This is a genomic window from Paenibacillus eucommiae (genome assembly GCF_017874215.1).
Lineage (GTDB): Bacteria > Bacillota > Bacilli > Paenibacillales > NBRC-103111 > Paenibacillus_AI > Paenibacillus_AI eucommiae.
Window position 1 is genome coordinate 97,644 of record NZ_JAGGLB010000001.1, and the last position, 19,167, is coordinate 116,810.

Consider the following 19,167-nt stretch of genomic DNA (forward strand, 5'->3'; position numbering starts at 1 on the left):
AGTAGGGGTGCCTTCTGTTATTTGCTTAGCTCTTTCCATTTCGCATTAGCCTGCTCGTCAACTGCTTTCATCGCATCCTCAAGCGAAGATGAATTGTCTATATACTTATTAAACCCTTCACGCAGCTTACTTCTTACAATACTAGCCACTTCAAGCGGCAGCTCCGTTATTAATTCGGATACCACATCCGCTTCGGGATATATAACGAAGGCATCCATATTTTTCCCCGGGACAGGAAGGTCTCTCCAAACTTGGCTGTTTGCCATCGATTTCAATACCGGAATGGAGTTGCCCGACGTTTCAAATTGCTTTTGCCCTTCCTCGCTTGTAATGAAGCTGACCAAGGCAGCGGCTTCCTCCGTATGCTTGGATTTGGCAAATACCCCATAACCGCTCATTCCTGAACCAACCGCCCGCCGTTCCGGCAGCTCCGGGAAGGGAAGCACATCCCACTCGAATCCTGCTGTTGCCGCCCATTCCTCAATACTCATGATGCCTGGCCTTACTGCAATCATGAAAGCAGATTTCCCCTCTGTCCAATCCACCTTTGGCAGCTCCTTGGACCAGGCGTCAAACATATACCCCTCCTTGAACAGGTCGAAGTATTCCTTCAGCGACTGAAGGACCTTGGGATCGGAGAGCGTAACCTTCTTGTTCTCCTCGTCCACTAAAGAACCGTTGTGACCTCGAACGATCCCGGTCCACTGAGCTTCGAAGAACGGATCAACGATGGGCCCTCCCTGAATAAATTGACCAGAGCTATCTTTTTTGGTCGTTTGCTTCAGAATATTTACAAAGTCATCCCATTTCCAATCATTGCCCGGCATCGGAATGCCTTCATTCTTTAGCAGCGTAGTATTGACATAAATGACAATATGGTTGTAATCACGGGGAAGTATATACGTTTTCCCATCCACTTGTGATAACCTCAGCATAGCTGGATAAATATCATCGAACTTAAATTGATTAGCGCTTAAATAATCATCTAATGGATACAAAATTTTATTTGCCACAAAATTCTGTAATTGCGTGTCAAGAACTTGGAACACATCCCCCAGATCACCAGAAGCAGCCTTCGTAATTACTGCAGCATTATAATCTGGTAAAGTCTCAACCTTCACCGTAACATAGGGATACTTTTTGTGGAATGCCTCAACAATCGGTTCAACATTCTTCGCTTCGCCATCATTAATAACCGTAAAACGGAGCTCAACCGGATCTTTTTTAACTTCTACTTTCGGTGTTTCCGTCGCCTCTGCACCTTTATTCTCTGTCACTTTCGGTGATTCTGCAGCTGGCTTCTCGCTTCCCCCGGAGCACGCCGTCAGCAGCATAAGCATCACGACCATGGTAACTACTGTCCATTGACTAAACCTGGTTTTCATCTGAACCCTCCAAATTTCTTATTTTCTTTTCCAAAAAAAAGTACTTATGCTTTCTTTTCAGAAACCCGATTTTAAATGATTTTTTTTATACAACCACCTCCTTTAAGGCTCTACTCTTGCTGCATATTGTTCCTTCACAGCTCATGCTTCGCAGCTATCCCGCTTGGTCTATTCAACCAATCCGGTTCTTTCCACCCCTTCCGTCAGAAACCGCTGGGCAAAAATATAGAGAACGAATAAAGGAAACACCAGTAATAGGCAGCAGGCAAAAAGAATAGGCTCATTTACATAATCGGACGGTATAATTCCGTTTATATTGCTATTAGCATAGATCAAAGCATTCAAAACGGTAGCAATCGTCGTGCTCTCCATACTGCTGAAATAAATGGACGGTTCAAAAGAGTCATTCCAATGCCAAATAAATGAGAAAACCCCAACAAGAACGATAGCGGGCTTCACTAATGGAAGCATAATCTGGAAAAAAACACGAAAGGAACCAGCACCGTCAACCCGAGCAGCCTCTTCCATCTCACGCGGCAAGGTGCGGAAAAACTGTAAAAAAATTAGAATAAAGAGCGACCCCCGAAGGCCTTGGGCGAAAAAGGCAGGAACCGTGAAAGGCAGATTGCTGTTCAGCCAGCCTAACTGATGGAACAATGAGTATAGTGAAATGATGATCGTTTGTGGCGGCACAATCAGACCGATCAGCAGGATCACATACAACATACCTTTACCCGGAAAATGATAGCGTGCGAAGCCGTATCCGGTTAAAGCGCAAGATAGCAGCTGCCCAATACTGGAAGGAATGACGATTTCCAATGTATTTTTCAGTGATGGCCAATACTGTAGCACCTTTACCGCTTCCTGATAGTTCAGCCAATGAACGGCATTAGGGATCAGCATCACCGTTGCATCGAGATAATCTTCAATCGATTTCGCAGAATTGGACAAAATATAAATCAACGGAAGCAGAAACAGGAACGAAAGCTCAAAAAGTGCTGCATAAATCAGGACTTTGAGCAATACCCGTTTTCCTTGACGCATATAACGGTTTAATGCCATATTCTTATGAAATCCAGCTCGCCTGACCGCGCCGTTACGTCCGGTCTCCGCCATAGTATACAAACCTCCTCCCCAAGCTGATGACAATGGCTACAAAGAGTAAAACAACGACAAAGTACATCCAGCCGAGCGCAGAGGCATTGCCGAAATTCAAACCATAAAAAGCGATATCTTTAATCTTCACCATTAATTCGTTCAAAGGATCGATAAAGGAATCAATCGTTGCATAAATAACATTTAGTAAAATGACAGGTGACAAGTAGGGCAGCGTAATCAGCCAAAAACATTCCCATGCGGTAGCCCCGTCTACTTCCGCAGCCTCATACTGCAAGCGCGGGATTCCCTGCAGCCCACCAAGGAATATAAGTATTTCCACGCTGCTGCGCCACATAAGCAGGCCTATCCGACTCATCAGTTCACCGGTCCCCAGTTGGTCAAACATAGTAATGTCACCGACCTGTTGATTAAGCAAAAACCCCATCACAACTCCCGACAAGATGACTGGCGAGAAAAAGAGCGCCCGGAAATAAGTTCTTCCGAGAAGTGCATGATTGAGCAGCACGGCGACAAAAAGTGAAAACATCACAATAATCGGTATATCCATCCCTGCATGAAGCAAAGTTTCGGCAAAAATTTGGCTATAGACCGGATCCACAAGGACTGCCTTGTAATTCGCGAATCCAACAAATTCACCATTAAAAAGATCGGCTAAAGTAGATTTCGTAAAGCTGATTTTCAGAGAAGTGGCCAACGGGTACAGCATAAAGCAGAGAACCCCGAGGAGCCATAATGAAATGAATCCTATGCCTTCAAACATCCTTCGTCTTTCATAAGTAATGAATCGTTTCTTGCCACCCTGATCCGTGCCCTGCCTTATTGCCCCCATCACCAACCATCTCCTTTCCGCATCACATAATCCAGCGCTTTTATGGTGATTCCAGACTCTGGTGAAAACGGCTGTTCACCATAATTCACCCAGACCACCGTACCGTCCGCATAAGTCGTACGAAATACGTGTTCTGTTATTTTTTGATGTTCTATCATCGGCAATTCCTGCAGGGGCTGCAATATGGCCTTCCACATCTCATAAGCCTTCTGAATTTCCGGCATCCAGTCTTCATATTGGGAGCTGAACAGACGGTCGTAATAAGTAAAGCTCAAATCGATGGAGGAACGGAACGTTAATTCATAGCTGGGAATGCCTCCGAATTCCAGCGAGCGCAGCAATTGCTTTTGCGGATCACTGCCACGATTCACTGGAATCGAATAGTAGGGACGGAGGCCGTGATACACCATTTGAAGCAACGGAATCGCCTCATCAAGCAAATAGTCGCTCGATGTATCCATTGGAGTCTCAAGTATGCGATCGGCAAATTGGGCAGCATAATCATATCCGTAAAATATGCTTGCCTGTCCCAGCCTGCTCGCTGACTCCTTGATCCAGCTCCTGTAATAATTGGCTGTATCCAGGCGTCGAAGTGGCTCCTCGGGATTGTAATCGCTAAACAACGTATCGCCAACATAACGCAGATCCACGCCTTGAAGACCGATCTCATCCCATTTATCCATCAATCCCTTACGGTATTTCTGCTCCTCCACACGTGGACTCAGCAAATGCCATTCCACACTGTAATAATCACCTGAAGGTTTGATCGGATGATACGTATATAGCTCACCATTCGGTTGTCGCACCGCATCTTGGCGCAAGGTAACTCCGTTCTTCTCCTTGTGGTAAATATCCAGACCATCATGCTCCAGGGAAATCGGTACACTCTGTTGCTCACCCCATGTCAGCAGCTGCTTCAATCCATCATCCCCTCCAAAACGGCTGTCCGCTGACAAGCTCCCGGGAAGCTTGCCATACAAACCGTCCTGATACCACCCCGCAACACTGAATGCAAAGTCGGCTATGCCCTGCTGCCTGAAAGCCTCACCCATTTGAATCATTTCAGCGAAAGTCGAAGTGACGTTCATCTTCTGAAGCAAGGTGTCACTGCGGCTTTCGGCTCCAGTGAATACACGTATAAGTGGTGCGTTTGCCGTCTGCTTGAACAAGCCCCATTCCGACTCGTACTGCTTGCGGAGCGTTTCTGCCAGATCGGCATAGCTTGCATTCGTCTTGGCTACAAAATCAAAGCGGATTTCTCTGTCGCCAGCGATCCTGTTCTTTTCAATCCGTTTGACAGGTATAGCATCTTTTTTCGTCTGGATCGCATAGCTTTTTCTGTAAACGAATTTAAGACCTCCACGATAATAATTCAGATTAAGAACACCGGGCGGGCTTACAACAACCTGAGCATCGGAAGCTCCCTGTACGATTCGGGCGATGAATCCTCCCTCTTCCTTAATCAAGCCAAATACAGGCAGGGTGATACGCTGGCTAATCAGCGGTTTCGTCATCTGCTCAAAGGCCGGATCTGATCCGTATACCCATTTGCTGTAACCTGTTTCATTAAAATTGGGATGGCTGCGGTTAAAATAGGTAATCGCTCCAGATCCATCTGGAATCACCATGTAGCCTGCATCTCCCTGTCTGGCTGAAGCTATGAAGGGAAACACCTGAATGTTCGTTAACAGGCTTTGCTCCTCTTCTTTGATCCCCTGCTCCGGTATGCGGATATGAAAGGCTCCATCGATCAAGGTGAACTCGGCAATAAATGAAATCCCAATGCTTTTTATGTTATATAGAAGTTGAATTCCGTTTGAAATGGGATAAGCTGTCCACTCAGCCTTCTCTGTAAGCAAGCTTGTGGATATTTCATCCTTGCCATTTTTGCTGTAGGCGATGGCGAACGGCGAGGCCGCGATTTGTTCCCCTAATGGATTTATATCCTGCTGCCCGGATGTAAGTGGACTGCTGCGCCACTGCATGCCATTTCGCTTATCGGTAATCATAAACAACTGGTTGGTGAGATCCACCGTCAACTTCAAAGTTTCATCTTCAGCGACCGTTTGCAGCTTTCCCTCAATCGGAATTTCTCCCCCTGTGGGCTTCATGGGTGCCTGATCGGAAGAGGCTGTTGATGCGAATTGAAGAGATCGTTCATCCGACTGCACCACACTCCAAATCAACCAGGAAAAAAGAAGGAGAAAGAGCAACAAGGCAGCCCATTTGCTTCCTAGTCTCGTGATATTACTTCTGAAAGCCAAGGCCTATCACCTCCTTAACAAGCTGCCTGACAAATTCGATAATGTGTGCCGACATGCCGGTAATAATCAGGAACAAGCCAGACACCGCCAGACAACCGACCAAAGTACTGAACATGATCCATAAGGTTTTGCCCACACTGTAATCGTGAGTCTCTTTTACCTTGAAAAATAACAAGATCAATACCCAGACATTCATAGCCCGCTCAAATAACTCATAAAAATTTTGTTCCTGCAAGGTCAATATACGTGAAAGCAAGGCCAGCGGGAGCGAACAAATGATCCAGGGTGTCAAACAGTATGCAGTTCCCACCAGTACGTCTCTGAATCGACCTTCGCCTCCTGAGATCGTTGTCAACCCGTAGTTGCAAATACTCCACAACAGCCAAGGTACAATGGATACGAGCACCACATTCGTCCAATCTACAAAGGCGATCTGCTGATCCTCATACAGGAAGCCAACGAAGGCTATGCTCATCACTTTGACCGCCAAGTAGAGAATTACAAGTATAAACGCATCACGGACCCGCCCTTTGTTCTCGTAACGCAGCGCTTCGAAGCCTTGAACAGGGTGAAACATCACCCATATCGGCAGCCGGAACCATCCTAATGGAGATGCGGCCAGCCATTTTTTGATGGAAATCCCTTTGCTCCGCATGAGTCGAAGCAGGATGTACAGGACTGCTATGCCGGCCACAGCTGGCGTAGCTGCTTGTTCGAAATGAGTACGGACTAAGAGTCTGCGTTTTTCGTGATAAGCATCAGAGTAACCAGCTTTATCATGCGCCTGTTGAAAATAATGCATCGCCTCGGCATTTCTGCCCTGACGCTGCAGAGACTGACCTATAGCCTGAAGTGCCGGCTCGTAATAACTGTTCAGCTTGAGAACTTCACTCCAAGGCTTCACGGCTTGCTCATATCGTCCCTCGTTGTACAATTGATTCGCCTCATGCACAAGCTTGGTGAATCGTGTTGGCATATACGTCTGTATGCCATTCTTTGTCTCATCAAGCACATACAGCACGCCTTGCGAATCGACATCAATCGAAGCGGGCGAAGCACTTTTGCCGAAATCGAAACCCCGATCCCCGAATGCAAACAACATCCGTCCACTCACATCATATTGATACATACGCCCATACTCCTTATCAAGTACAGTCATATTACCCGACTGATCGATCGCTGCATCCATAAAATTTTGTTTCTTTGTCTTATCTGTCAGCGAAGGGTCAGCATAATCCCTTCCTCCTCCCGGCATTACATCACTACCGACGGCATTTAATTTACGCACCTGCTTGCTGCTGAGTCCTGTTGTCGTTGTATATACAAAGCCATCGTCAGATAGCACCACATTATTGAAGGAGTAGGGCAGCTTCACTACGTTCCCCCGTCTTTGCTCCTTGGTGTAAACAAGCCGCAGAAGCATGTCCGTGAATGTTGTTTGTACCCGGTTGGCACCGAAAAATCCGCGAAATTGTCCTTCCGAGTCCAGCATGACAAGTCCTTGCTGGTTTCCTTTATTCACGACGTACAAATAATTCCGTGAATCCACTATGACCCGGATCGGCTGGTAAACAAAATCTTTACCCAGCAGTGGAGAGGCAGGCGCCGGATACTCCCGCAAAAAATCCCCATTCCCGGCAAATACAGCTATACGCTTATTTCCCGTATCTGCCACATATACTTGTTCGTTGTCATCTACAAAAACGCCGTTTGGCTGATTCAGCTTCCCCTGGCCTATAATGTTCAGTAAGACTCCGGAGCGATCGACCGCAAGAATCCGCTGATTACCTGTATCCGCAATATAAAGATGATCCTTAGTGTCAATGAACAGATCCTGTGGATTTTTCATAGCACCATCCGGTTCCTGAGCCATATTGAAGTAATGGTCCGGTTCATAAGGAGCCGGAACGGGTAAAACCATGTTCTCCGGATTCATGTAATAGTTGAAATAGTTCGTTTCCGCATGTGCTTCTTGCTGCCAAATTCCAGGCAAAAGGCCAATGAACAGCAGTAGAATGGCTTTCCTGAACAATTGCAGATAACAAAAATATCGAATTTTGCGTTTTCTGGTATTCATAGTTCACCCCCTTACGACTTGATGCCAGAATAGGCTAGCGTCGACATTACCTTGCGCTGAAAGAGCACGAAGATCAACACGCCCGGCAGTGTCATCAGGAGAGTCGCAGCAGCGTTCGCGCCAATTCTCGCCGCCCCTTGTCCATTAATCGTTGACATATAATAGGGAAGTGTTTTCATAGCTTCGGACTGGGTGAACAGAGTTGAAGAAGAAGCATCATTCCATACGCCCACAAAGCTTAAAATAACGACTGTCACCCATGCCGGACGAATCAGTGGCAGCGCAATTTTAAGAAACATTGTCCACTCATTCGCACCATCGATTTTGGCTGCTTCAAATATTTCATCCGGCACCTGCTCCAAAAACTGCTTCATCAAAAACAATCCGATTGGAAAAGCAAGATTGGGTAAAATCAATGCACTGTACGTATCAACCAGGCCCAAATAATTCACAACCAGATACCTCGGGATTTCCACCACTTCAGGAGCAAACATCAGCGAAGTGACGATTAGGCTGAAAGTAAAGCCGCGTCCGGGAAATTTATGTTTGGCCAGCGGATAGCTGGCGAGTGACCCGAGCAGGATGGTGAAAACGACTGTGACACCCACCACTAACAAGCTGTTGAATACGTATCTCGTGAATGGAATCATGTCCATGGAAGTAGCAAGAATCAACTGCTTGAAATTATCCAACGTCGGATTTGAAACCAGAAACCGGGGCGGATACAGAAACAGTTCCTCCATCGGTTTAAATGCGGTGCTTACCAAGAATAGCAATGGCAGGAACATAAATGCACCAAGAAAGCTGAGAAACAAAATAATGCTGATAAGACCGTAATCCACTTTCTTCCGCAGCCGCAATCGGGAGGAAAACCAGTTCATAGTTACAATTCCCCTTTCGATTGGAAAAGTCTGAAGCAGAGTCTGCCTGCTCCAAAGATGAGCACAAACAAGACGACGGAAATGGCCGAAGCGTAGCCCATCTCATAGCGCAGAACCGCATAATCCTGCAAATGCAGGATGACTGTCAAGCCGGCATTGAGGGGACTTGGAAAACCTGCAATAGCCTTGCTTATTTCGCCAACTTTAAAAGAACCCACAATGGAAAGGACTGCTCCAAACAATAGCTGCGGCTTCATGCTTGGAATCGTAATGTACCACAGCTCCTGAATTCTGGAGCGAATGCCGTCTACTTTACCTGCGTCATACAGATCCGGATTGATCGTTTCAAAACCGGCAAGAAAAGCAAGAAATGCGGTTCCGAGGCTCATCCATAACGATATGATAATGATGACAGGCATAATCATGGTAATATCCTGAAGCCATTGCATCGGTTCCTGGATGAATCCGAAATGCATCAAAAACTGGTTCAAGTAACCGTTGCTGTCATTTGCAAATATAACAAGCCAAACGACAGTCATAGCTACCCCGCTAGTAAGCGATGGCACATAAAATACAGTCGTATAAAACGTGCGCATCCGCATCGGAATTTGATGAATCAGCCAAGCAAAGAAGAAAGCCAGGCAAAAGCTCAGCGGACCGGTTACCAAGGCGAAATATAAGGTGTTTTTCAAGGAGGTAATAAAAATGTCGTCATCGACAAACAGCAGCTTGTAATTGGACCACCCTGTCCAGGTTGCCGGCTCCAGCACATTGTAATAGGTAAAGCTCAAAGCCACCGAAGTGACTACAGGAACGATAACAAACAAAATGAAAAGCACATAGAAAGGAAATAAAAATAAATAGGACGCTTTGAATTTCCACACTTCTTTGATGAGTTCTTTGGTGTTCAAGCGAAGGGAAACCCATCTGGATACTCTTTGCGGCTTCTTTTGGATGTCGTTCACCTTTACTTCTGCCGCAGGCATCATGGCTCGTTCCCTCCATCTGAATGAAATTCTTCTTGTTTGCGCAGCAGCTCTTTATTAATTTCCTTCACCGCATCCTCCAGCGCAACCCTCGGACTTTGTCCCAGAAGCACGGTACGGTTCCATGCGTTCATCAAGTGGCGGTCCGTATAATATCCGCCAAGCACTACCGGCAGCTCCTTAAACCACGACCATTGTTCCATAATGGCGGCCAGCTCCGGGGCAGACCAAGGCATCCCTTCCATCGCTTCGACATTCGCCGTATTCCATCGCGAGCCTACGCCGATCAAACCCTCCACTTCACTGCCGAACCGAATCTGTACATCTTTCGATGTCCACCACTTCAATAGCTCCCAGGCGTCATCAGGGTGTTTCGTTGCATTCAGAATGATTCCAGTATTGTTGGAGCCGCCGGCAGAGCGATTGATAGTGTCGTCACTTTGCCTTTTACCCGGCAAGGGGATCATCGCCCAACGCCCTTTCAGCTCAGGGGCAGCAGTGGCCAAACGAACGTAAAGCTCGTAGCCGCCAATACCGATCGGCATTTCCCCGGTGCGGAGGCGCTGGTAGAAGTCCGCTTTCATTTGCAGCTTATAATTGTTATACAAGTCCGTCCATTCCTTGAAAGCCTGGTAAGCTTCTGGTGAATCCAGCCCCGATTTCCTTCCATCGTCCTTATAGGCCTCTCCATGGTTCTGGAACAAAAAGGGATAGAAGCCGGCAACGCCATCAGGATAATAGAAGCTCATATCATTTTCCAGCAGCTTTGGCATCAGCGCATAAATATCCTGCCATGTCTGGGGAGGTTTCACACCAAGGCCTTCCAGAATATCCGTCCGATAAAATAACATCTGGAAATCCTGAGTCTCCGGAAGCGCATACAGTCCATCTGTGTACTGATAAGGAATAAGAGCCTGGGGCAAAAATCTCTGCTTAATGCTATCGATATCCGCAAATTGATTCAGATCGTAAATGGCATTTCTTACGGCAAATTCCACAGGTATACGTGCACCAACGCCAAGCGCGACATCCGGTGCTTTCCCGGCTGTATAAGCCAGCAGCAGCAAATGCTCCGCATCGCCTGGTACCGTATTAATATGGACCGGTATGCCAGTGCTTGCTGTAAAATCTTCATCGATCATCTGCTTCATGATTTCTACCCATTCCCGTCCACGGGCCACCCATACATTCAATGCCGGCTTTTCCTCGACAATTGTCTGCGATTCGGTGTTTATGCCTCCGAGTTTCGTAGTATCCTTCGTAAAGGATCGCACAAACCTGCCGGCTGCTATCCATAAGCTTTCCCCATATGTACTCGTGCTGCGTTCATAAACCGCTTCTGGCGAGCTTACAAGCATGTAATCCAATTGCAGCGGTTGTTCCTTCATCGTAATCGCGGCATTGCTGATTGCCGACTGCATGTTGCCGAGCTCGTTTAATTTTTGCGGTATCAGCTCCGTATTATGAATCACTTGATTCAACAGACCAATCCCCGCCGAAATCGCTGATACATAGGAGGGCCTTTTCCCCCCGTTTAGCTCAATCACATTGTCTTCACTGCTTTGAAGCACTTCCTGCGCTTTACTCAACCTTACAATGAGATTCGGTATTTGCTGTTCCAGCTCCCAATCGCGGTTGCGGTCACTCTGGATCGAACCGTCTGCTGTACGCGAGGAAGCCGTCACCTGCAGCACTTCCCTCGTCAGTAAGCTTAATTCTTGAACCACTTCATTTAAATCCTGGATAATTTGCCGGTAGGGTCCCAATACTGCCTTCATGCTCATTGAATGAGAGCCTTTGGTCAAATAAAACAGGTACGGTTGATTGTTTGCATCCTTCAGCGGATCCGCATGCCAGCCTTCGGCTGCCGGAAAAGCATATTCCTCCATTTCCATAAATGGAATCTTTCCGTCAATCGCTATCATGCGCCGGCTTACAGGATTCGTTCCTGAAGCATTGTATCGAAATCCAATTTTATACAGACCATCCTCTGGAACCTCAAACTTCCATGTCGCGGACTGCCCTCCCCGAATCCATCGCCCGCCGCCGAATGTGTTGAAACGGATTTCTTTCACTCCACTCGGCTCGGCCAAGGCATCATCGGACCATTCGGCGCGCAAGATCGGATCCGATTTAGACGATGGATGCTCCATTTGAATCTTGATGATTCCATCAGTAGCCGACTGCAAATCACGCTTTTGATAGTCCTCCCGTACATCCTGGTAAAGGGGAGGATTTAACGGTGGTTTCAGTGTCAGTTGAACAATAGCCATCGCTTCACTGAAATTGGCAAACCGGATCGTGTGAACACCACTTTCCAGCAAAAATTTGTATGGTCTTTTGTATAAGGCCTCCGGGTGCTCAAGCTGTATAGTCTGCCAAGCTGCAATTTCCTTTTGTGGTGTCCGCATTTCATTGCCCTGATTGTCCAGTTGAGCGCCCTCCTGGCCCCTCTGGTCTTCCCAGATCCGGGGAAACACGAAACGGCTGGCTTCTTCAAAGGGTTGCTTGCCATCAATCGTTAAGCTGGAATGAATGGCCGAACGCGTACCCGGAAAAGCATCATACATCAATTCAATTTGATAAAGTGCGGTTTCCTTCACATTCACTTTCCATTCAATCCATCCATTTTCCCCTCTAGTAACTGCCGCAGCACGCTGCTCCCCATCAATCCCTTTATCCAGACCCGCTTGGCTTGATGCGCTTTCAGAAGTATAAATAAGCTCCTGACCTGAGTAATCCTTGTACTCCATCTTCTCATATTGTCCAAGCAGTCTACCGTACAAAGGCAGAGTGGAATTCTGGGATTCCTCAGGAACATTCCAGCGTGCAGAAGGAAACACATCACTGCTAACCTGCTGCCCAAATTGTTGACCTGCAGACTGTGTGTCAAATAATTCAACAACGAAGATAGCCAGAAAACAAGCAAAGATAGAAAGTCCAATTATGGTTCTTTTAGAGTTAAAATTATTTATTATATTCATTTTCTATCACCTTGCCCTTATACTTTATAACTCTTCCAGTTTTTCCAACCCCTTCTTGTATTTATGCGCCTGGTAGACTTATAATACAACATAAGAACAGCATCCGTCTTTGCAGCCAATACTGTTTATGCGGATTTACAGCGTTTATTTTTCCTAGTGTAATCGCTTACCTAAATAACCTGCTTGCACTAGATCCACTTTTTCTGCAAAGGAAGTCATTCCCAATGAAATTACGCAATTTTGGCATGGAGCAAGCCCTTTACCAAGAGCAGAGAAAATTAGGGGGAATACACCCATATCATCATGAGATCTTGTACATTTCATCAGGAAAGGTCAGGCTTACGTGGCTGGATCAGGAGATTCATACCGATGGACGGGCTTTATTCTTACTGCCATCCAATGTTCCGCACGAGCTTCTCACCTTTTCAGGAGGGTTTTTGTACTTCTATTTCGAGTTCGAGGTTCAGGAAAATGATACATTTCCCGATCTATCCGTCGTACAATGCTGGAACAGACTGCAAGGCAGCATAGCTCATCAGGCTCTTAATCAGGCGCCAAGCGTGGAAGTCCTGTTTCAAACTATGGATTCTTTGAAGCGGATCATGGAGACTGAGCTTCCGGCTCACCGCGAGCTGGTCGAACAGATTGCCTCTCACGATCTCCATAAAGTTTTGCTGCTGGTGGGACATGTTTTGCATTCTAGCCAGAGTCAGAGTCCGCTCCCTTTACCTGACGTCGAGAAAGATAAACGTCCCAGCTACAATTACACGCATTCGTCTTTGAAGGAAGTTGTAGAAACATTAATGAGGTTTATGGAATGTTATTACAAAAACACCATAACATTACACACTCTTTCCGAGTACGTTCATCTAAACGCCAATTATTTAATTCGCATCTTTAAAGAATATAAGGGAATAACGCCCTTTCAATATTTGCAGGAAATCCGCCTTCAAGCCGCTTATAGCTATTTATCAGGCAGCCACCTGCCGATTAAAGAAATTGTAACAGCAACGGGTTTCCAGAGTATTCATTATTTCAGCCGAGCGTTCAAGCAAAAGTATGGGGTTAGTCCGTCAGAATGGAGGAAGACTGTGGGGCATGAGGATCAGCATAAAAATGCCTAGCTTCATGGGGGATCAACCAATTGCCCAACCAAAGGGGCTGCAAAGTTATCGCAGCCTCTTATTATTCGATTTATTCAAGTAATTAACGGCTCGCCTGCTTATACTCCTTAGGAGTCATGGCTGTGATCTTTTTAAACATCCGGTTGAAGTGGGTAATATTCTCAAAACCCGTTTTACTGCATATATCGAAAATTTTGATATCCGTCTTTTTCAGATACTCCTTAGCTTTGGATACCCTGAGCTCATTCAAGTACCGGGTAAAAGATTTATTTGTAAACCTTTTAAATGCCGAACAAAAATAAGTATGGCAAAGCAGGGATACTTTCACGGCATCTTCCAAATATATTTTTTCAGCATAATGTTCTTCAACATATTTAACAACCCTCAGCACGGCTTCCCTCTGCTTTTCGACAAGCTTTGCCTTCTCGGACTCTGTATATTCGTTGGTTGTTTCCCTTCCTATCATTGCAAGCAATTTAAGAAGCATGGATTTGGTCATAAGCTCGAAACCCGGCTTTTTCTCATTAAACTCGTACATAAAATCGTTCAATAGACTTTCCACATCGATTTCAATCTTCCCGGAAAGGCTCAGCCTCGGTCTCGCTATCATAAACGGCTCAATATACATAAAATCCATGAACGATTTGACATCCGTGTCGCTTCCGAAGCTCTGATTGATAAATTCCGGTTTAAATTCAAGCTCGATGACTTCGCAAGACATATTGTCACACGTGGCAGTACTGTGAGGGATATACGGAGGAATGATAAACAAGTCGCCTTTAACCAACTCAAATTCTTTATTATTAATGTAATGTTTCAGTTTACCTTTAGAAATATACTGAATTTGGAAATATTCATGTCTGTGCTGGTAACTTTCAAAATGATCATAAATTACGTTTTGAATAAAAAACGGGTAATCGCCATGGTCGTTTTCGTCAAGTGTATAGAGCAATATATCCTGATATTCCTCAATGTCAAATTGCTCGAATAACATGGAACCACCTCTGACTGATATTTTTACATCTTATTGCCTGATTGCAAGTTACTTTATTTTATATATAGTGTATACTACTCATATTTTATCACAGAATTGCTTTTTTTTCAGCTGATTTAGGCTTAGTGAAAGCTGTTTAGGAGAAGGCAAAATAAGATAAACGCCTTGCGGCGTCCTTTGAGGTGCATGTTCGTGACTTGGGTGCGTTGCGGAGGGAATGGCTGTGGGCTCCAGCCGCTGTTAAAGATTTGTTCCCTAAATGGTATCGATGAAGAGGTAGGAACAAATCTTTAAAGGCGGACGCTACCGCTCTTCCTCCCACAGCCATTCCCTCTCTTTAGCTACAATCGCACGAATCACACGAACACCACGCTCAAACGGACAGCCAGCAAGGCTTTTTCTTTTGGTTAGTAGAGATTTCCTAGCGGGCGCAGGCGCTGGGAATGAAGAGCGCGCGCAGCTGAGAAGGACTTGCTTTAACGATGAAAATCATCGTTAAAATCCCTTTTAACCACCCTGAGAGGCCATCCTGCCTCTTTTAACGATGAAAAACATCGTTAACGTGACGGATTGACCTGGAACACTTACTTTAACGATGAAAAACATCGTTAATTGGAGTACACGCTCATTTCAGCGAGGGTGGGCTGCTACTACCACTCATCCTCCCCTGATCCCTTCCCTCTCAACTAAAAAGTTCCGAAACTGCCACGATCAAACGGATAACGGACTGTCAGTAGAAGTTACTTTCCTGAGGGAGAGGGATAGTGGCGATAGAATAATCTGAGCTTCCTTCCTGACTCCCTCGCAGGATGAAGAGTCACACCGTCCACTTTCCCACTGTAAAGCTACACTGTGTATTCGGGAATTTTTCATTCCAGGCATCACCCAAAAAACTTATACGCTAATAAGTTCATAAAAAAACGGTGGAACAAAACTTACTCTGTCCCACCGCTTTTCATTCGGTTTTCTTTAAATCGGCTCGGCGTCGCTTCGGCTCCCAGTTGTCTCAGCTCCTGCAAAGCTCTTACCAGGCCAGCACCTTCCATACACAGCCAGCCTCTACCGTAACTAAAGCTGCTTTGCCTTCGCGCATGCTGCTCATAGCGCTCCTCCTTGCATTCATTCATTCATTAAATAATCCATTCAACAAACGGGTGCCCGTTTCGACCAATATCGATTCGCATTGCGGGTCAAAGGCTGACGGCTGGCCGTATCCTCGATGGGAAACGCTCGGCTCGTATCCGCCATAAGCATATTCGGCGGCAGTGGGAAAGTATCCAAGAACCCCGTTCGAGTACCCGCAGTAAAAAGTCACCTTCGCTTTCGATCTTTCCTTCACTGCTAAACCGATCTCGTTGAAAATTTCACCAGGCGCGGCGCAAATCCCGAGATTCCCGATTCTGATCGCCTGCAAAGGTGCTTCCACATCTGCTTGCAATGAACCCTCGTCTATGGTTCTTACTATCTCTTTCGCCCATGCGATGTGATATCGAACCGTATTGGGAGAAGTAAGGGGATCGGGGTTTGCCAGCACTTCGGCCAATTGCTCTTCGCGCCGCTCGATTTCGGCTGCGAGATCCTGACGGGCCGGCAGCTTTTCATACGGTAAACAAATCCATTGTTCCGTGGCTGAAATGACCGGCTGCGCCTCGGCAAAAGCCGGCTTCATCACTTTCTTGCGATAGAGAGAAATCGGCGTCGTCGAGGCGAAATCGAATTTCTCCATAACTGTTGCAGGCTCAACCGGGTTTAATACGGACTCGATCGCTTTCATAGCCAATTTCGTTCCGAATTCCACTTCCTTCCCTTTCGATTGGTTGAAACCTTCCAAAGGCAAGATGTTGCCCGCAGCCCCTTGCAGAAATATACATTCCCCGCCTAATACTTGTTTAACCGTTTTTCTAAGGGGGCCGACAAAATCCGAGGAATACTCCGAAATGTCCTTTCCCAATACGACAGGGTGGCAGGCAAAATTAACGGCGGTCACAATGACAGATTGGTCTTTTCGTTTAAAGCAAACCGTCTGTACACTGCGATCACAAACTCCGTCCGGATTCCAGCCAAGTATGGTTCCTCCATCCTTCGTGCGTTCCCGTCTGTTGACAGACAGCCCTTCTACGGCTGAAACGCCCAATTCCATTTCGGCATCTTCAAGTCTGGAGATCGCAAGCCCTGCCGCCGAGACGGCCATCTCTGCTACATAGTCGGCAAACATGCGCTCCTTAAGCGTGTACTCCGGGTACTGTCCGCCCAGCTTGACCGCAGCAGGAAAACCCGGCAAGCCATGGCTGTGATTGAAATTTATCAATACCGCGTGCTTCGGGCACGAACCAGCTCTGCTAAGGCTCGCTCTGATTTCCTCGGCTCTGTCCAGAGGGCAGACAGCCATATCGATCGAAACGATGATGACGCGTTGTCCGCCGCTTTCTACGGCAATAGCGCCGACTTCCATAGGTTCACCGTAGCCTGTGCCCGCCCTCATCCGATTAACGAAGCCCAGCATATCGATGCCTAGCGGCGGGGTAATCGGCAGAACGGCTGCTCCGACCCGCAAATGGTGTTCTGTCATTTTTCCCACCCTTACTTTTCCAAATAAGCTTGCGCTTCAATCTCGACTAACAGGCGAGGATCCATAAGCGCCGAGACTTCCACCATGGAGGCTACCGGCATAATATCGCTGAAAGCTTCTCTGTGAGCTTTGGCGATCTGTTCCCATAACTTAATATCCGTGACGAAAATTCTCGTGCGGGTAACATCCTGCATGCTGGCTCCGACTTCCTCCAAAGCTTCTTCGATAATTTGCAGAATTCGTTTCGTTTGCTGGTACGCATCTCCAATCCCTACGATTTCCCCATCTTTCATCGCCGTCGTACCGGATACCTCCACCACATTTCCGATCCGCAACGCCCGGCAATAACCAAAAATCGTTTCCCATGGCGCTCCTGACATTGCTTTTTTACGTTCTAGCATCGTGGTTTTTGCCCCCTCTCAGGTTTCAGTTACAGTGTTCCAAATGCCGACGCGACTTGCCCGATGATGATATCTTCTATTTCCGGAACAAAAGGCCCTCTATGTCCGTAATAGTAAAAGTTATCCACCTCATAGCCGCCTTCATGAATCATTTGGCGGGTAGGAATATAACAATAAATCCCGTTCGTATAGCCAAGCACCATGGTGAGGTCAGGGCCGGACAGCTTCTTGATCATTCGCGAATACCCTGTCGATACTTCTCCTTCTATCGCCACGATCCGGGTCGATTCATCCAATTGCCAGACTGCGATATACAAGGGCACCCGATCTTTAATCGATCCATCTTCAAATTTTCCTAATAATTTTTTTACCCTTACTTTATTGAATTCAGAAGATTCGGGGTCATCGAGTATTTGCTGATAATGTTCCACAGGAGTCCGTTCTGTATAAAGATTGGGCTCCAGGAGCACGGTGCGAAAATTGCAGCTTACCGATTTGAACGCGCCCTTCTCCATAAAGTTTATGATTTCATTCGCCAGTTCAGCGCCCGCCTCTTCCATTTCCTCGATGCTGCATTCTTTAAACGTGTCGCCGTCTGCACTTTTCATCGGTTTGATCTCGGCGCCGCAACCCTGCAGAAACATGGCGACGGCTTCCGGACAGGATTGTTCCAAATAACGGGATGTTGCGCCGGGAAAGTCACCGGATATGAGATAATTTGTTGATCCCAGCGACGTCGGATGGCAACCATAGGCGTACAGAATGCCTTTCACTTTGCGCTCTGCATCCACTACCTTTAGAACCAATAAATCTTGATCTATTTCCGCATCATAGCTAGGTCTCCATTCAATCCCTTGGTTTGTTAGATAACGCCGGCTGACGCCAAAATGGGAAGCGGTGCGTCCAATCAGGAGTTCTCCTTCCTCAAGATGGTCAAAACAATATTGTACAAGACGAATCAGCTTTTCCTTCACGAGATCAAAGTAGTGTTCATCATAGGCATAATCAAGATCTTCTTCCTGATCCGTCCACTGATCCTGTCCCATACTGTACCCGCCGTTGCGTAAGTGAACATCTCTGCCCGTGAGGTAGACGGATGCATGGGTATGTGAAAAATTGATCATAACTTCATCATGATGAAGACCAAACTTCGCCTCAAGCTCGTCCTTAACACCTTGAATAAAACTCCGGTCAGAGCCTAATGCATCAATAGTTACGATCAACAAGGATTTGTTCGATTGCATCAGAGCCGCCTTTACATAAATCGGATCATGCACGCCCTCGCTTTTGTGATCCCGATCTCCGAATCCGCTCAAAAAGACGGGTTCAGCCGGTGTAATGTTGTCTTTGCCCATACAGAATTTCAAGAAGAACCCTCCTACATACAATATAATACATGAGTTGAACCCAGAATAAGCTTAATCAACATACCTGTCAACGTAATGTCGACGCTTACCCTGCCTCCTTCGAATCGCAACGAATCCCGGGAGGAGCCGTCCTTATATCAGGAAGCGGCTCCTCTCCTATTTCCGGGACAACAACCGGGCATCCAAC

The 19,167-nt window shown here is 46.5% G+C and carries 14 protein-coding genes; 1 reads left to right on the forward strand and 13 read right to left on the reverse strand.

Annotated elements, in window-relative coordinates; genetic code table 11:
* Positions 1-17: 17 nt before the first annotated feature.
* From J2Z66_RS00355 to J2Z66_RS00390, 8 genes are all read right to left on the reverse strand, one after another.
* Complete coding sequence (locus tag J2Z66_RS00355; RefSeq protein WP_209968418.1) at positions 18-1,385, reverse strand: ABC transporter substrate-binding protein; 1,368 nt, start codon at positions 1,383-1,385, stop codon at positions 18-20.
* 168 nt (positions 1,386-1,553) lie between these two features.
* On the reverse strand, positions 1,554-2,501 hold the full coding sequence (locus J2Z66_RS00360) for a carbohydrate ABC transporter permease (RefSeq protein ID WP_209968421.1): 948 nt from the start codon (positions 2,499-2,501) through the stop codon (positions 1,554-1,556).
* Positions 2,482-3,333, reverse strand: coding sequence for a carbohydrate ABC transporter permease (locus J2Z66_RS00365; protein WP_209968423.1), 852 nt, complete (start codon positions 3,331-3,333; stop codon positions 2,482-2,484). The genes J2Z66_RS00360 and J2Z66_RS00365 overlap by 20 nt, the downstream gene beginning before the upstream one ends.
* Positions 3,333-5,597: a DUF5696 domain-containing protein gene (locus tag J2Z66_RS00370; protein WP_209968426.1), complete on the reverse strand. Its 2,265-nt coding sequence runs from the start codon at positions 5,595-5,597 to the stop codon at positions 3,333-3,335. The genes J2Z66_RS00365 and J2Z66_RS00370 overlap by 1 nt, the downstream gene beginning before the upstream one ends.
* Positions 5,581-7,674 (reverse strand): YIP1 family protein, encoded by a 2,094-nt coding sequence (locus J2Z66_RS00375; RefSeq protein ID WP_209968429.1) that lies wholly within the window; start codon positions 7,672-7,674, stop codon positions 5,581-5,583. Before J2Z66_RS00375 ends, J2Z66_RS00370 begins: the two co-directional genes overlap by 17 nt.
* Before the next feature lie 11 nt (positions 7,675-7,685).
* A complete protein-coding gene (locus J2Z66_RS00380) occupies positions 7,686-8,555 on the reverse strand; it encodes a carbohydrate ABC transporter permease (protein WP_209968430.1) in 870 nt (289 codons plus the stop codon).
* 2 nt (positions 8,556-8,557) lie between these two features.
* A complete protein-coding gene (locus J2Z66_RS00385) occupies positions 8,558-9,544 on the reverse strand; it encodes a carbohydrate ABC transporter permease (protein ID WP_209968433.1) in 987 nt (328 codons plus the stop codon).
* A complete protein-coding gene (locus tag J2Z66_RS00390; protein WP_209968435.1) occupies positions 9,541-12,525 on the reverse strand; it encodes an extracellular solute-binding protein in 2,985 nt (994 codons plus the stop codon). Before J2Z66_RS00390 ends, J2Z66_RS00385 begins: the two co-directional genes overlap by 4 nt.
* Before the next feature lie 224 nt (positions 12,526-12,749).
* On the opposite strand from J2Z66_RS00390, the gene J2Z66_RS00395 reads away from it, so the two are divergent.
* Entirely contained in the window at positions 12,750-13,649 is a 900-nt protein-coding gene (locus J2Z66_RS00395) for an AraC family transcriptional regulator (protein WP_209968438.1), read from the forward strand.
* 82 nt (positions 13,650-13,731) lie between these two features.
* Here J2Z66_RS00395 and J2Z66_RS00400 read toward each other — a convergent pair whose 3' ends face one another.
* The 5 genes from J2Z66_RS00400 to J2Z66_RS00420 all read right to left on the reverse strand — a co-directional run bounded on the left by J2Z66_RS00400 (position 13,732) and on the right by J2Z66_RS00420 (position 18,980).
* Entirely contained in the window at positions 13,732-14,643 is a 912-nt protein-coding gene (locus J2Z66_RS00400; RefSeq protein WP_209968441.1) for an AraC family transcriptional regulator, read from the reverse strand.
* Positions 14,644-15,578: 935 nt separating this feature from the next.
* The gene (locus J2Z66_RS00405) at positions 15,579-15,770 is read right to left on the reverse strand and encodes a hypothetical protein (RefSeq protein WP_209968443.1); all 192 of its coding nucleotides are present in this window, start codon (positions 15,768-15,770) and stop codon (positions 15,579-15,581) included.
* Positions 15,767-17,212, reverse strand: coding sequence for a hypothetical protein (locus J2Z66_RS00410; RefSeq protein ID WP_209968446.1), 1,446 nt, complete (start codon positions 17,210-17,212; stop codon positions 15,767-15,769). The genes J2Z66_RS00405 and J2Z66_RS00410 overlap by 4 nt, the downstream gene beginning before the upstream one ends.
* Before the next feature lie 11 nt (positions 17,213-17,223).
* Positions 17,224-17,613 (reverse strand): RidA family protein, encoded by a 390-nt coding sequence (locus J2Z66_RS00415; protein ID WP_209968449.1) that lies wholly within the window; start codon positions 17,611-17,613, stop codon positions 17,224-17,226.
* Between the two features lie 29 nt (positions 17,614-17,642).
* Complete coding sequence (locus tag J2Z66_RS00420; RefSeq protein ID WP_209968452.1) at positions 17,643-18,980, reverse strand: neutral/alkaline non-lysosomal ceramidase N-terminal domain-containing protein; 1,338 nt, start codon at positions 18,978-18,980, stop codon at positions 17,643-17,645.
* Positions 18,981-19,167 lie beyond the last annotated feature (187 nt).